Origin of the sequence: Paramylibacter ulvae, from assembly GCF_014652655.1 — a bacterium.
Classification (GTDB): domain Bacteria; phylum Pseudomonadota; class Alphaproteobacteria; order Rhodobacterales; family Rhodobacteraceae; genus Amylibacter; species Amylibacter ulvae.
Genome location: NZ_BMZF01000001.1, coordinates 217,728 through 232,275, shown reverse-complemented (window position 1 = coordinate 232,275; position 14,548 = coordinate 217,728). Strand labels below are relative to the sequence as shown.

The window sequence follows — 14,548 nt, the reverse complement described above, 5'->3', positions numbered from 1 at the left end:
GGCTCTTATTTTTTGGCTTTGGCCGCGATTGCCAATTCACGCGCAATCACGAATGCACCCTTAACTTTGCTGTCATCTGACATCCAATCGCGGCGAATAATGATCTTGTTGTCCTTCACCTTGGCCGTACCACGTTGTGCTGCCATATAATCGGCCAGCCCCAAGGGATTTGCGAATTTATCTTTGTGGAATTGAATAACTGCACCCTTTGGTCCGCCATCCAATTTAGCAATACCAGCGGCGTGACACATGGCCTTGATCCGCACAACACGCAGCAATGTGTCCACTTCAGGCGGCAAACTGCCAAACCGATCTATCAATTCGGCTGCGAAATCTTCCAATTCGACCTTTTTAGCAAGGCTGGACAGACGACGATAAAGCCCTAATCGAACATCAAGATCGGGTACGTAACCCTCTGGTATCAAAACAGGAACACCCAAATTGATTTGTGGCGACCAGGTTCCACTATCCTCGGTCAAGCCTTCAAGCGATCCTGCCTTCATCTTGGCAATCGCTTCTTCAAGCATTTCTTGATAAAGCTCGTAACCAACTTCGCGCACATTGCCCGACTGTTCTTCGCCCAACAAATTGCCTGCGCCGCGGATGTCCAAATCTTGGGACGCGAGTGTGAACCCTGCCCCAAGGCTGTCCAGTGAACCAAGAACACGCAACCGTTTCACCGCCGTTGGCGTCAATGGTTTGCGTGGTTTGGTTGTAAGGTAAGCATAGGCACGGGTTTTTGATCGCCCCACCCGTCCACGAATTTGATAAAGCTGTGCCAAACCAAACATATCGGCGCGATGAATAACCATGGTGTTAGCAGTCGGAATGTCCAGGCCGCTTTCCACAATCGTCGTCGCCAACAGGATTCCGTATTTCCCGTCGTAAAACGCGTTCATGCGGTCATCCAATTCGCCCGCTGCCATTTGACCGTGTGCCACAACATATTTTATTTCGGGTAGTTGTTCTTGCAAGAAACCTTCGATTTGAGCCAGATCCGAAAGGCGCGGAACCACGTAAAAGCTTTGTCCGCCACGGTAATGTTCGCGCAACAACGCCTCGCGGATTGTAACGCCGTCAAATTCCGAAACATAGGTATGGATCGGCAATCGATCGACGGGCGGTGTGCCAATGATTGACAATTCGCGCACACCAGACAATGACATTTGCAATGTTCGTGGGATTGGCGTTGCGGTCAGGGTCAACACATGCACGTCGGATCGAATTTGTTTTAACCGTTCCTTGTGGGTGACGCCGAATTTCTGTTCTTCGTCGATTATCAACAGACCCAGATTGTTGAATTTCACATCCTTGCCCAGAAGTGCATGGGTTCCGACAACAATTTCAACCTCACCGGTTTTCAACGCATCCTTGGTGGTTTTTGCATCCTTGGTGGTGACAAAACGCGATAACTGACGCACCTTTACCCCTGAGCCGCGAAACCGTTCAGAAAACGATTGAAAATGTTGCCGTGCCAGCAATGTTGTGGGGGCAATCACCGCCACCTGCGTGCCACTGGCCGCGGCCACAAATGCGGCGCGCAATGCGACCTCTGTCTTGCCAAAACCCACATCACCGCACACCAAACGATCCATCGGACGACCCGACGCCATATCAGCGATGACATCTTCTATCGCGTGTAACTGATCATCAGTTTCAGTGTACGGAAATTTCGCCACGAACCGGTCCCATTGATCCTCTGGTGGTTCCATCACCTCGGCCTTGCGCAACGCGCGTTCAGCGGCAATGCGGATCAATTTATCCGCCATATCGCGAATGCGTTCTTTTAATTTGGCCTTTTTCGCCTGCCATGCTCCGCCGCCGAGGCGATCCAACATGCTGGTTTCTTGGCCATAGCGGCTCAACAATTCGATATTTTCAACGGGTAAATACAGGCGGGCGTCATTGGCGTATTCCAACAACAAACAATCATGTGGCGCACCCGCCGCCGTCACGGTTTCCAATCCCATGAAACGCCCGATACCGTGATCGATATGCACAACCAAATCACCAGCAGACAAGCTTGTTGCTTCGGTCAGGAAATTATCGGCCTTGCGCCGTTTCGCACCGGTGCGCAACATCCGCTCGCCCATCACATCCTGTTCGGATATGACGGTTAACCCTTTGGTTTCAAAACCTTCTTCCAAAGGCCATACGGTCAGGTAAAGACCACCAGTGCTAGCAGAAATATCGCCAAATCGTGAAAGGTTGCTTGCATTGGTCACGTCTTGGTCAACCAGCATCCCTGACAGACGTTCGCGCGCACCTTCTGAAAATGACGCGATCACCACGTTGGATTGTTTTTGTTTTTCCACAACATGATCGGCCAGTGATTTAAAAACACTGGCGTTTTCATCAAGGCGCTCGGGTGCAAAGTTACGCCCGATGCGCCCACCTGCATCGGTGATATTGGGGCCAACGCCAATGGGAAGAACCGCAAAATGACGTTGTTCATGCCCGCGTAGCTGTGCGTTGAAACGATCCTCGTCCAGATACAGCAATTCGGGCGCAATGGGTTTATATACTGTTTCCAAACGCGATTTGGATTTTAATGATTCAATGCGGGCATCATATTGATCAACCACACTGGCCCATCGTTTTGCGTGAACCTGTTGAACCGATTCATCAATGAAAACAGGTGCTTCTGGCACATAGTCAAACAGGGTTTCCATATGATCATGAAAATACGGCGCCCAATGTTCAACACCTTGATATTTGCGCCCTGCACTGACACTTTCATACATTGGATCATCGGTGCCCGCTGCGCCAAATTCGCCCCGATATTTTGCCCGAAACCGTTCGATGGACGCATCATCCAGTATCACCTCTGATACAGGTGCCAGTTCAAGACGTTCCAATTTTTCTAATGTGCGCTGGGTTGTGGGATCAAATCGGCGCGCCCCATCCAGCACATCGCCAAACAGATCAAGGCGCACTGGTCCCACGTCGCCAGGGGCAAAAACATCGATCAAGCCACCGCGAATGGCGTAATCCCCTGCCTCGACCACCGTTGGGGTTTGTACAAAACCCATGCGGGTGAAATATGAACGCAGATGTTGTTCGTTCAACTGATGCCCAACCGTGGCAACAAAGCTCGCGTTTTCCAACACCGCGCGGCTGGGGACACGTTGCGTTGCCGCGTTGGAAGTGGTGAGCAATATGAACGGATGATTTATCCCGCTGTGCAATGCGGCCAATGTCGACATGCGCCGCGCCGAAATATCCGCGTTTGGGGATACGCGGTCATATGGCAAACAATCCCACGCAGGAAAATCCAATACCAAAACGTCTGGTGCAAAAAACGCTAATGCACGTTGTACATTCAACAATCGTTTTTCATCGCGACAGATAAAAACCGTGGGCGTTTTGTGTTTATGCACAAAATCCGACAGAATTTTAGCGTCGAACCCTTCGGGAACGCCGCCGATTTTGATAATTTTTTGTTCAGAATTTGCCATGCAGTTCAACTAGCTGACCATGTGGAATGCTTCAACCAATTAACTAAAATAAAATATCCGAATACCCGCCCAAACGGATGTTACGATCATGCTCAACATGCCAAAAATCTGTTTAATACGACGGTGAACAACATACGCAGTATATAGAGACTGTCCGGTGATTTTTTCTGCTTGAATGCGATAGGCAAAGCGCACCGAAAACAATGTTGCACCTGTGAGTGGCGCCATTAACAAAAATATCGCCTGCATGATTTCCATTCGAAACCCAAACCCAAGCGTTGCCGCAGATGCAAGCAAAAATGCGATCACAGCCATGACCGCAACGCCATATTGATCGAATGCTTCCACCGTGTGGCCCGTGTTGATGCGCATCAATTCTTCGAAATCATGCATATAAACGCCCTCGCGTTCATGCCCAAGCCGTGCGTCATGCAGTGGGACACCCAATGTGAAATATGTGGCGCGTGACCAAATGAACGCCAAAAACAGCCAATACCAAATGTTAAAGAAACTTTTCAGTTCTAGAATTTGTAAAAAATCTTCGGTCATTCTTCTCAATCTTGGGTTGTTGCACGCATATTGCGTGGTTGTGAAACAATTGTCTAATGGCTTTTCACTTGAATGTCGGGCAAAATTTAGGCACGAGTTCAAGATATCAAGCAAGGATACAAAATGATCACGCCAGCCGCACATTTCCCAATGTCTCGCCCGCGCCGCCTCCGCCAAACGGAATGGATGCGCCGATTGGTTTCGGAAAACACATTAACCGCCGCTGATTTGATCTGGCCGATATTCATTTGTGACGGCCAAGACGTTGAAGAACCAATAGAATCTATGCCCGGCGTTTCGCGCATGAGCATTGATCGCGCAGTGATCGCAGCCAATGAAGCCGCGAATTTGGAAATCCCTGCGATTGCATTATTTCCTAACACGCCCGATGCATTGAAAACGCCAGATTGCGCCGAGGCATTTAATCCTGACAATCTTGTGAACCGTGCAACACGTGCGATCAAACAAAACGTGCCAGACATTGGGATCATGTTGGATGTTGCCCTTGATCCATATAATTCCGATGGTCATGACGGATTGGTGCGCGACGGCGTGGTATTAAACGACGAAACCTTGTTTGTGTTGGAAAAACAAGCGCTTTCCCACGCAGAAGCAGGCGCAGATATCCTTGGCCCATCAGATATGATGGATGGACGCGTTGGGATGATCCGACAAGCATTGGAACAGCATGAATATCAAAACGTGGCGATCATGGCCTATTCCGCGAAATACGCATCCGCTTTTTATGGCCCGTTTCGTGATGCCGTTGGCGCATCTGGTGCATTAAAGGGTGACAAGGCAACATATCAATTAAACCCTGCCAATTCAGACGAAGCCTTGCGCATGGCCATGCGTGATATCGCCGAGGGAGCGGATATGGTGATGGTGAAACCTGGTATGCCCTACTTGGATTTGTGCCAGCGTGTTGCAAATGAAACGGGTGCGCCGACATATGCGTATCAGGTGTCCGGTGAATACGCGATGATCGAGGCCGCGGCACAAAATGGTTGGATTGATCGTGACAAGGCGATCATGGAGGCATTGCTTGCGTTTAAACGTGCGGGTTGTTCTGGCATATTGACGTATCACGCGCTGGAAATTGCCAAAAAACTGGCCGAACCCATTCTTTGACAAAATCAGCGGTTTTTTGCGCGATTGTGCGAAAAACCAAGACAATCAAAGAAATAACAGTTAAGATAAACTTGATTTCGACAAAAGATCGAAACAAGAGGCATAGCAGTTACAGGAGCATTCCATGAAAGATTGGACTAGGCGGGGATTTTTCCTTGGCGCGGGCACGGCCACATTGGGCGCGTGTTCAACAGGCACAGGCAGCACAGAACGGTTTAAAATTGACCGCCGCAGCCAAGAAGCATTACGTGAAATGCGTGGCAAACTACCATTTACCGCTGATTTAGAACAAAAAGCCGCTGGCATTTTGGTGATGCCTATCGTTGGTAAGGCTGGTTTGATTTACGGTGGATCATATGGCGAAGGATCATTGTTGATCGGCGGCGCGCCTGTGGATTATTATTCCGTGACAAGCGCATCATTTGGTTTGCAAATCGGTGTGCAAAAACTGTCCACCGTTCTGTTTTTCATGAGCCACGATCGTTTGGCGAAATTCCGTTCACGCAATGGTTGGACCATTGGCGCGGATCTGGAATACACCTTGATTGATAATGCGGAAAACGCGGCCGTCGACAGCAACACATACAAAGACGAAGTTTACGGTGTTGTGTTTGGTCAAAAAGGGTTGCACGCGGGTGTCACCCTTGAAGGTTCCAAATATTCGCGGATCATCCGTTAATAAATTGCGTTAGCTTTGATAGCTAACGCATTGATTTAGTTATTTACATGCGTTTTTGATTGCGGCGATATTCTTGCCGTAATCTTCTGGTGTGCCACCCCTGAACACAGCAGAACCTGCCACCATCACGTCTGATCCCGCCGCCCAGCATAATGGCGCGGTTGTTGGATCAACACCACCATCGACCTCTAACCAAATAGGGCGATCACCAATCATTTTGCGTGCTGCGGCGACCTTGTCCACCACACTGTGGGTGAATTTTTGGCCGCCAAAACCTGGGTTGATTGTCATCACCAAGATCAGATCGATTTTATCAAGACAATATTCAATCACCGACAACGGCGTTGTAATGTTCAACGCAACCCCCGCCTTGCAGCCAAAACCACGAATGGCTTGTAATGTGCGATCCAGATGCGGCCCTGCCTCCGCATGAACCGTTAAAATATCACTGCCAGCATTTGCGAATGCTTCGATATATGTATCGGCGGGTGAAATCATCAGGTGCACATCCATCACCGTTTTCACATGCGGGCGAATTGCGGCGACAACGTTTGGGCCGATTGTCAGGTTGGGTACAAAATGCCCATCCATCGGATCAACGTGAATCCAATCCGCACCCTGTGCCTCGACATCGCGAATTTCTTCACCAAGGCGGGCAAAATCAGCAGACAGAATAGATGGTGCGATTTTCAACTCGCGTTTTGGATCGAAAGTGACGGGCATGATATTATCCTTTGTTCAACCGGCGGATCAGGCTGGAAGTATCCCAGCGCCCACCGCCCATTTTCTGAACCTCTTCATAATAGCCATCAACAGTTTTCGCCACAGAGATATCTGCGCCATTTCGCCCTGCCTCTTCGATACAAATGCCCAGATCCTTGCGCATCCAATCAACGGCAAAGCCAAAATCAAATTTGTCATCCACCATCGTGTGCCCACGATTGGCCATTTGCCATGACCCGGCAGCACCTTTTGAAATCACATCAACAACCGCCTTGGCGTCAAGCCCTGCTTGTTGTGCGAAATTGATGCCTTCTGATAATCCTTGCACCAAACCCGCGATGCAAATTTGATTGACCATCTTGGTCAATTGCCCTGCGCCTGCGCCCCCCATCAGGCGTGATGCCTGTGCAAAACACATGATTACGGGTTCAACGCGTGCATATGCATCCGCATCGCCACCACACATCACGGTCAAAACTCCGTTTTCAGCACCTGCTTGGCCGCCCGATACCGGGGCATCGATAAATGAAAAACCCGCACTTGATGCGACATCTGCCAATTCACGTGCGATGTTTGCAGATGCGGTTGTGTGATCTACGAATACCGCACCTGATTTCATTGTTGAAAACGCGCCATCATCACCCGTTGTCAGCTGGCGCAAATCATCGTCATTGCCGACACAGGCAAATACGATGTCTTGACCAACGGCGGCAGCGGCTGGTGTTTTTGCCACGCTGCCCCCGTGTTCACCAACCCATTTTTCGGCCTTGGCTGTGGTGCGGTTATAAACCGTCACATCATGCCCATCGGCGGCCAAATGCCCCGCCATTGGATAGCCCATTACACCCAAACCCAAGAAAGCCACTTTTGCCATAAATCACCTGTTCCCTTAATCTCATTGTCAGCTTATGAATGGACTGCTAATCAGTTTGCGTCAATACGAAGGTCGGTTAATGGCAGTTACTTTTAAATGGTTAACGCGGTTATTTCTGTTGTTGTGCGTTCTTGGACTTGGCGCGATGGCAATTGCATATTATTTTGCATCGCGCTCCATTCCTGATTTTAACCAGAATTTTACGGTTGATGGTCTGAGCGGCCCGATTGAAATCGTGCGCGATAATCACAGTGTTCCGCATATTTTTGCGCAAAATGACCAAGACGTTTATTACGGGCTTGGGTTTTCCCACGCCCAAGACCGATTGTGGCAGATGTTAATTTTGCGTCGCACTGCCCAAGGGCGGTTATCTGAAATTTTGGGTGATCAAACCCTGAGCGTTGATGAATTTGTTCGCCGCTTGGATATCTACAACCTATCAAGTGCATCATTTCAGCATCAAACGGATGAAACAAAGACCGCCTTGAAATCATATTCTGAAGGCGTGAATGCGTGGCTAAAGGTTGTGCAAGCCGATGCATTGGGGCGCGGTGCGCCAGAGCTGTTTTTGTTTTCACCCCAGATTGCACCATGGACCCCGACCGATAGTTTGGCGGTCATGCGTGTGATGGCATTGCAAATCAGCAATAACCTGCAAGATGAAATATTACGTGCGAAGGCCGCGTTAACCGTTGGCAATGAACGCATGCGTGATTTGATGCCAGATTCACCCAATGATGCGGTGATGGCCTTGCCTGAATATGCCAGCCTGTTTGAAAACCCGCCCCGCTCATTTTCGCCACAGCCCACGCAACATGCGCTGCATCCTGTTAAACCCCGCGAATTTGCAGGTGCTTCAAACGCATGGGCGGCGGATGGATCACGCGCTGCGCGAAAGGCACCATTGCTGGCCACCGATCCCCATTTGGGATTATCAGCGCCCAGCATCTGGATGTTGGCGCGGATGGAATTTTCCGATGGCGGTGTGATTGGTGCAACCATTCCAGGCCTACCCTTTATCGTATCAGGGCGCAGCGATGATTTGGCATGGGGGCTGACCACAACATATCTGGACGATCTGGATGTTTACGTGGAAAAACTTAACCCCGCCAATAGCGATGAATACCTGACCCCTAATGGATATAAGCCGTTTATCAAAAAACGCGTGATCATTGATATTAAGGATCAACTGGGCAAAACCATTGATATGCGCTGGACGGAAAATGGTCCAGTCATTCCATCAGAGAGCTTTGACTTGGGCGCAATCACCCCGATTGGCCATGTGACCAGCATCAATTGGACGGCGTTGCGTGAACAGGATCAATCGGTTTCTGCGGGTATTCGCCTGATGCGATCCAAATCGATTGCGGCCGCACGTGACGCAGTTTCAATGCATCATGCGCCGGGTCAAAACTTGATCCTTGCGGATAAAAACAGTGTGGCGTTGCAAGTGGTTGGGCGTATGCCAAAACGCGACCCTAGCCACGCAAGCCTTGGGCGTATTCCATCACAAGGATGGTTGCCCCAAAATCGTTGGCAGGGTGATTTTCCATTTAGCGAAAACCCAAATAGCATCAATCCCGCCAGCGGCGTTGTCGCGAATACCAACAACAAAATCACAGATGAAAAATTCCCCAAACATGTCGGCCATAACTGGGGCGATACACAACGTATCAAACGTCTGACAAAGCTGTTGAACGCACGCAAGGTGCATACGCGTGACAGTTTCATGGAAGCACAGCTTGACCCCGTATCATACACGGCGCGATCACTGCTCGCGCTGATTGGCCGCGAATTATGGTTCAAGGGCGAACCCGCCGCCAGTGGCACAGTGGAGCGCCAACGCCAAATCGCGTTGGAATTGTTATCAAGCTGGAACGGTGAAATGGATCAACATGTGCCAGAACCGTTGATTTACACGGCGTGGTTACGCAATTTGCAACAACGTCTGATTGCCGATGATCTTGGCCCGCTGAGCAAGGAATTTTACAAGGTACAGCCGGTGTTTATCGAACGCGTATTTCGCGATATCGATGGTGCATCAAAATGGTGCGATATCCTGCCATCCAGCGAAATTGAAACCTGTGTTGATATTGCGAGAATTGCACTGGACGCGGCATTGCTGGAGCTTACCGAACAATATGGCAGCAGCATCGATAGCTGGCGCTGGGGTCAGGCACATCAGGCAAAGCACGATCATCAGGTGTTGGGCAATATTCCATTGCTGAGCTGGTTTGTGAATATCCGCCAAGACACACCTGGTGGTGACAATACGTTGTTGCGTGCCCGAACGGCTGGCAAAGGTGCGGAACCCTATGCCAATGTTCATGCGGCTGGGTTTCGTGCACTTGTTGATTTTGCAGATCCGGAAAGCTCGCTTTATATCATTTCAACGGGGCAATCGGGGCATTTTCTGTCGCGCCATTACGATGATCTGGCGCAGCTTTGGCGCCGCGGCGAATATATTCCGATGACGCTTGATCCTGAATTGGCACGAAGTGGTTCAGACGGTGTTATGGTGTTAACACCAAGCGATAAACCTTAAACCGTATCAAATGTTGCGGCTTGCCGCGCTGTCCATGTGACGGTGATTTCAAACCCGTAATCGGTTGGTTCTTCACCATCGACGACGTTTTGCGCAAATAACCACGCACGACGTTTTCCTTCGGCAAAGCCAAGCTTGATTGTTTCCGTTGTGACAGGATCAAGCAATGAATCCTCTATCGTATCCAACAAATCAGGGATACCTGCCCCCGTTAGCGCGGAAATCAATTCGATTTTATCGGTGCGCACCGCTTGGTTTGTTTGGGTTTCAAGCGCTCGTTCGTCCAACAAATCGGATTTATTCCACACCTCGACCACATTTTCCAGTGCCGTATCGGTGATGCCCAGATCACCCAAAATTTCCATCACATCCATTTTTTGTGTCACGGTTTCAGGATGCGCGATGTCACGTACATGCACGATTAAATCGGCGTCCAACACCTCTTCTAACGTGGCACGAAACGCTGCAACCAATTGCGTTGGCAATTCTGAAATGAACCCAACCGTGTCCGATAGGATCACCTCGCGTCCATTTGGCAATTCAATCACGCGCATGGTGGGATCAAGCGTTGCGAATAACATATCCTTGGCCATAACCTTGGCCCCTGTCATGTGATTAAACAGGGTCGATTTACCTGCGTTGGTGTACCCCACCAATGCAACAATTGGATATGGCACCTTGGCACGTGCGGCGCGGTGAAGGCTGCGTGTTTTCACAACCTTTTCCAACTGGCGCTTCAGGCGCACAATCGCATCATCAATGGCACGACGGTCGGATTCAATCTGGGTTTCACCAGAACCACCGATAAACGACAAACCACCACGTTGGCGTTCCAGGTGGGTCCAGCTTCGCACCAGACGTGATTTTTGATAGTTCAGCGCAGCCAGATCAACCTGTAACACACCCTCGCGGGTTTGCGCACGATCGCCAAAGATTTCAAGGATCAGACCCGTGCGATCCAACACCTTTACACCCCATTCTTTTTCAAGGTTACGCTGTTGAATGGGTGATAATGGGCCATCAATAATCACCAAACCGATTTCCATATCATGGAATATCTGTTTTAGCTCTGCGACCTTACCCGTACCAAACAACAAACCCGCCTGTGCCTTTTTCAAGGTCACAACGGCGCTGTGTTCGATTTCAAGGTCAGGCAAAGCAGAGGTCAGCGCAATTGCCTCGTCCAAGCTATTCTTGGGCAAGCGGCGTGCGCCGATATTGGCGATATCGGGGTGAATGACGCTAACGCGCATCCTAAAACTGATTACTCACTCGTTGATTCACCATCATACAGAACCACAGGTTCTGCGGGCATAATCGTAGAAATTGCATGTTTATACACCAATTGTGATTGACCATCACGGCGCAATAACACACAAAAATTGTCAAACCAAGTGATTGCACCTTGCAGTTTCACACCATTAATCAGAAAAATTGTTACGGATGTTTTTGTCTTGCGGACATGGTTCAGGAACGCATCCTGAAGATTTGCTTTATCGGCAGCCATTATTCCTAGCCTTCTTCGTTTTTACCCTACCAAGAGCAGACTTAGCGGGTTTTTGTTATTGTTGCGGGCAGTTTTGCAGACTTTTACTACGATATTCTATAAAAAACACCTAGCCCCTTGCATGATAGAACTTAAATATGTGTTATTTTCGCCAATAATTAGGGTTCAGGATGGCGATAACGGCCAGCGCTTCCAATCGCCCAAGGATCATTAACGCGCATAAAATCCCCTTACCCGCGCTCGATATCGCGCCATAGGTGACGCCATTGTCGCTGGCGGCGGCCAATAATGGCCCCGTGTTTGATAATGCGCTGATGGATAAAATCAAACTATCTTCGAAATTTATGCCCATCAACGACAAGCATAACATTCCCACCGCAATGGACACCAAGAAAAGCATGAAAAATATCCACGCGGCATATGCACCTTCGCGGCGAATATTTCGCGCACGGCTGCCTGAACCACCAACAGAATGAGGATAGGAGAGCCGCTGCATTTCACGAAGCCCGTGTTTATAAAGCGCATAAACACGTAACAATTTCACCCCACCCGCAGTGGTGGCAATGCCCCCACCCATGACCGCAACCGCCATCAAAATTAACCCCGTGGTACCCAACCCCGACCAATCGCGCGCAGCGGTCCATCCGTTACTTTCAAATCCTGTGGTTGTCAGGAATGACAAAACGGTAAACATGCTGCCCCAAAGCGCGGATATAGCATGGTAAAATTCATTTCCTTGGTTCACCTCGCTCGCCGCGAGCCAGTGGCGAAAAAATAACACGGCTGGGATAATAACCACCAGATAAAGCGCCATGTTCAATTCTTTGTCGCGTTTCACAAGTTTTATCGCCGATTCATTGCGATCAACAAAAAACAAATGACGCGTGATGCCATAAATGAAAAAACCAAAAATAAATACTTCGCCAATGTAGCCAGCCGCAGAACCGCTTAGCCCGCCAACGGGTGAAATCCCACTGGTGGATAAGGTCGACATGGCATGTATGACAGCAACCAACATGCGATCCCCGCTGAGGATCAACAACAACGCCAAGACCGCCGTCAGCAAGGTATATAGGGGGAAAATCACCGCAGAATATCGGATCAGACGGTCGCGCAACGCTGCGCGTTTGATCGTTTGGTTCAATAACACGCCGTCTTTGCTGCTGGTGTAAACCTCGAACCCGCCAAGGTTCACGGGTTTGAAAATTGCGATCGCCACCACCAGCATCAAAAACCCACCCATCCACGCAACCAATGCGCGCCACAGATGGATCACATCAGGTACGGCCTGATTGGGCATGAAAACAGATGCCCCCGTGGTGGTAAAGCTGCTGACCATTTCAAAATAGGCCGCAAAAAATCCGATTTGAGGCATCAAAAATGACAGCGGCATAGCCATGAAAAACGGCATCAGAATGAAACCCGCTAGAATATCCATCAAACGGTTTGCGCTGCGATTGCTGAGGTCGCGATTGGACATGGCAATGGCCATCAATGCGGTGATCAACATCAAAACAATGCTGTGATACAAAAACGTGCGCGCAAACAACCATTGTTCCAGTCGCGCCGCAAACAATACGGGCACCATCATAGATGCCGCGGTGATTGCCATCATCACCACAAACAACGGTTGATTTCGAAGCGCGATCATTTCTTAGAAAAAATCAATGTTCACTTGGAACAGGCGTTCAACCTCTGGCACATCCGAGGCAAGAGTAAAGATCACAACAACATCGCCCTCTTCCACTTTGGTGCCACCAATGGGGCGCAAAACCTTGTCGCCCTTTTTGATTGCGCCAATAATCGCACCTTCTGGCCATTCGATATCGCGAATGTCGCGCCCTGCGATGGGGGAACTGGACAGAATTTGTGCCTCGATGACCTCGGCCTCTGCGTCGCCAATGGAATAAACAGCGCGCACACGTCCATGGCGGATATGGCGCAAGATTGATGACACCGTTGTGGCACGTGGGTTGATAAACGCATCAATATTCAACGGTTTCATCAAATTAGAAAGAGTTGGATCATTCACCAATGACACAGCCATCGGGCATCCCATGGATTTCGCCCGCGCGGCGGCCAACAAATTGGTTTTATCATCATCCGTTACAGCCAAAACCGCATCAGTGTTTGATATATTTGCCTCTTCCAGCAATTCCATATCCAAACCATCACCGTGCAATACAATCGTGCGTTCCAATTCATCGGCGGCGCGTTCGGCGCAGGCGCGATTGGCCTCGATCATTTTAACGTGGATTCTTGCCGTGCTTTGTTCCAAGCGCTGCGCCACGCTTAATCCCACGTTGCCACCACCAATAATCAAAACGCGTTCTTGTTTGGCATTGGTTTTGCCAAAAATTTCCAAACAACGCGCCATATCATCGGAATGCGTACACAGATATATCTGATCCCCAGCATAAAGTTCATCAGCGGAACTTGGCACGCTCAACACGCCCTTGCGTCGAATGCCAACCACCGTTGCGCGCAACGTGGAAAACAATTCCGACAATTGTTTCAATGGCGTGTTCAATACCGCACAGTTTTCTTCTAGCACCAAACCGATCAATTCCGCGTCACCACCTAAAAACGGTTCAGTATCAAATGTGGATGGCGATGCCAGTTGGCGTAGCGCCTGTTCGGCGACCTCGCGTTCGGGTGAAATCACCACATCAATGGGCATGTGATCGCGTTGATATAAATCGGAATAAATCACATCCAGATAAGATTGGCTTCGCAGACGTGCAATTTTGCGCGGTATCTTAAACACCGAATGGGCCACCTGACAGGTTACCATGTTCACCTCGTCCGAAAACGTGGCGGCGATAATCATATCCGCATCTCTTGCCCCTGCCCGCGTTAATACATCGGGATAACTGGCGTTACCTGCGATGCCACTGACATCCAACGTATCCGTTGCTCGCGCCACCAATTCGGCGTTATTGTCCACAACGGTAACATCGTTTTTTTCCGATGATAAATGGCGCGCAATTTGCCAGCCAACCTGGCCGGCGCCACAAATGATGACCTTCATTCTTGGTCTCCTAATTCATCGAACGGCGCACCGTCCATCGGCGCAATTTGT

Annotated in this window: 11 protein-coding genes; 3 read left to right on the top strand and 8 right to left on the bottom strand. The window is 49.7% G+C overall.

The annotated features are described in order from the left end of the window. Nucleotides 1–5 precede the first annotated feature (5 nt). Both mfd and IE094_RS01190 read right to left on the bottom strand, forming a co-directional pair. Complete coding sequence (mfd, locus tag IE094_RS01195) at nt 6–3,458, bottom strand: transcription-repair coupling factor (protein ID WP_189638744.1); 3,453 nt, start codon at nt 3,456–3,458, stop codon at nt 6–8. Nucleotides 3,459–3,497: 39 nt separating this feature from the next. Further along, nucleotides 3,498–4,007 carry a hypothetical protein gene (locus tag IE094_RS01190; protein WP_099593396.1) on the bottom strand — a complete coding sequence of 170 codons (510 nt, stop codon included), beginning with the start codon at nt 4,005–4,007 and terminating at the stop codon, nt 3,498–3,500. Between the two features lie 123 nt (nt 4,008–4,130). Here IE094_RS01190 and hemB point away from each other — a divergent pair, with 123 nt between their 5' ends. Next, a complete protein-coding gene (gene hemB, locus IE094_RS01185; RefSeq protein ID WP_189638743.1) occupies nt 4,131–5,138 on the top strand; it encodes a porphobilinogen synthase in 1,008 nt (335 codons plus the stop codon). A 124-nt stretch (nt 5,139–5,262) separates the two neighbouring features. Further along, complete coding sequence (locus IE094_RS01180) at nt 5,263–5,817, top strand: lipid-binding SYLF domain-containing protein (RefSeq protein WP_189638742.1); 555 nt, start codon at nt 5,263–5,265, stop codon at nt 5,815–5,817. Nucleotides 5,818–5,856: 39 nt separating this feature from the next. On the opposite strand, the gene rpe is transcribed toward IE094_RS01180, so the two are convergent. Further along, the gene (gene rpe, locus IE094_RS01175; RefSeq protein WP_189638741.1) at nt 5,857–6,540 is read right to left on the bottom strand and encodes a ribulose-phosphate 3-epimerase; all 684 of its coding nucleotides are present in this window, start codon (nt 6,538–6,540) and stop codon (nt 5,857–5,859) included. A gap of 4 nt (nt 6,541–6,544) precedes the next feature. After that, on the bottom strand, nt 6,545–7,414 hold the full coding sequence (locus tag IE094_RS01170) for an NAD(P)-dependent oxidoreductase (RefSeq protein ID WP_189638740.1): 870 nt from the start codon (nt 7,412–7,414) through the stop codon (nt 6,545–6,547). A 79-nt stretch (nt 7,415–7,493) separates the two neighbouring features. Here IE094_RS01170 and IE094_RS01165 point away from each other — a divergent pair, with 79 nt between their 5' ends. Next, nucleotides 7,494–9,959, top strand: coding sequence for a penicillin acylase family protein (locus IE094_RS01165; RefSeq protein ID WP_189638739.1), 2,466 nt, complete (start codon nt 7,494–7,496; stop codon nt 9,957–9,959). Here IE094_RS01165 and hflX read toward each other — a convergent pair. The 4 genes from hflX to trkA form a co-directional block, all read right to left on the bottom strand. Next, entirely contained in the window at nt 9,956–11,212 is a 1,257-nt protein-coding gene (hflX, locus tag IE094_RS01160; protein ID WP_189638738.1) for a GTPase HflX, read from the bottom strand. The two genes, IE094_RS01165 and hflX, sit on opposite strands and share 4 nt — an antisense overlap. A gap of 11 nt (nt 11,213–11,223) precedes the next feature. Beyond that, nucleotides 11,224–11,466: an RNA chaperone Hfq gene (gene hfq / locus IE094_RS01155; protein ID WP_099593408.1), complete on the bottom strand. Its 243-nt coding sequence runs from the start codon at nt 11,464–11,466 to the stop codon at nt 11,224–11,226. 142 nt (nt 11,467–11,608) lie between these two features. Further along, nucleotides 11,609–13,117 (bottom strand): TrkH family potassium uptake protein, encoded by a 1,509-nt coding sequence (locus IE094_RS01150; RefSeq protein WP_189638737.1) that lies wholly within the window; start codon nt 13,115–13,117, stop codon nt 11,609–11,611. Nucleotides 13,118–13,120: 3 nt separating this feature from the next. Next, nucleotides 13,121–14,497 (bottom strand): Trk system potassium transporter TrkA, encoded by a 1,377-nt coding sequence (gene trkA / locus IE094_RS01145; protein WP_189638736.1) that lies wholly within the window; start codon nt 14,495–14,497, stop codon nt 13,121–13,123. Nucleotides 14,498–14,548: the final 51 nt, after the last annotated feature.

Excerpts from the sequence above, each read along its gene's own strand:
- mfd (WP_189638744.1), bottom strand. The coding sequence starts at position 3,458 with ATGGCAAATTCTGAACAAAAAATTATCAAAATCGGCGGCGTTCCCGAA.
- IE094_RS01190 (WP_099593396.1), bottom strand. The coding sequence starts at position 4,007 with ATGACCGAAGATTTTTTACAAATTCTAGAACTGAAAAGTTTCTTTAAC.
- hemB (WP_189638743.1), top strand. The coding sequence starts at position 4,131 with ATGATCACGCCAGCCGCACATTTCCCAATGTCTCGCCCGCGCCGCCTC.
- IE094_RS01180 (WP_189638742.1), top strand. The coding sequence starts at position 5,263 with ATGAAAGATTGGACTAGGCGGGGATTTTTCCTTGGCGCGGGCACGGCC.
- rpe (WP_189638741.1), bottom strand. The coding sequence starts at position 6,540 with ATGCCCGTCACTTTCGATCCAAAACGCGAGTTGAAAATCGCACCATCT.
- IE094_RS01170 (WP_189638740.1), bottom strand. The coding sequence starts at position 7,414 with ATGGCAAAAGTGGCTTTCTTGGGTTTGGGTGTAATGGGCTATCCAATG.
- IE094_RS01165 (WP_189638739.1), top strand. The coding sequence starts at position 7,494 with ATGGCAGTTACTTTTAAATGGTTAACGCGGTTATTTCTGTTGTTGTGC.
- hflX (WP_189638738.1), bottom strand. The coding sequence starts at position 11,212 with ATGCGCGTTAGCGTCATTCACCCCGATATCGCCAATATCGGCGCACGC.
- hfq (WP_099593408.1), bottom strand. The coding sequence starts at position 11,466 with ATGGCTGCCGATAAAGCAAATCTTCAGGATGCGTTCCTGAACCATGTC.
- IE094_RS01150 (WP_189638737.1), bottom strand. The coding sequence starts at position 13,117 with ATGATCGCGCTTCGAAATCAACCGTTGTTTGTGGTGATGATGGCAATC.
- trkA (WP_189638736.1), bottom strand. The coding sequence starts at position 14,497 with ATGAAGGTCATCATTTGTGGCGCCGGCCAGGTTGGCTGGCAAATTGCG.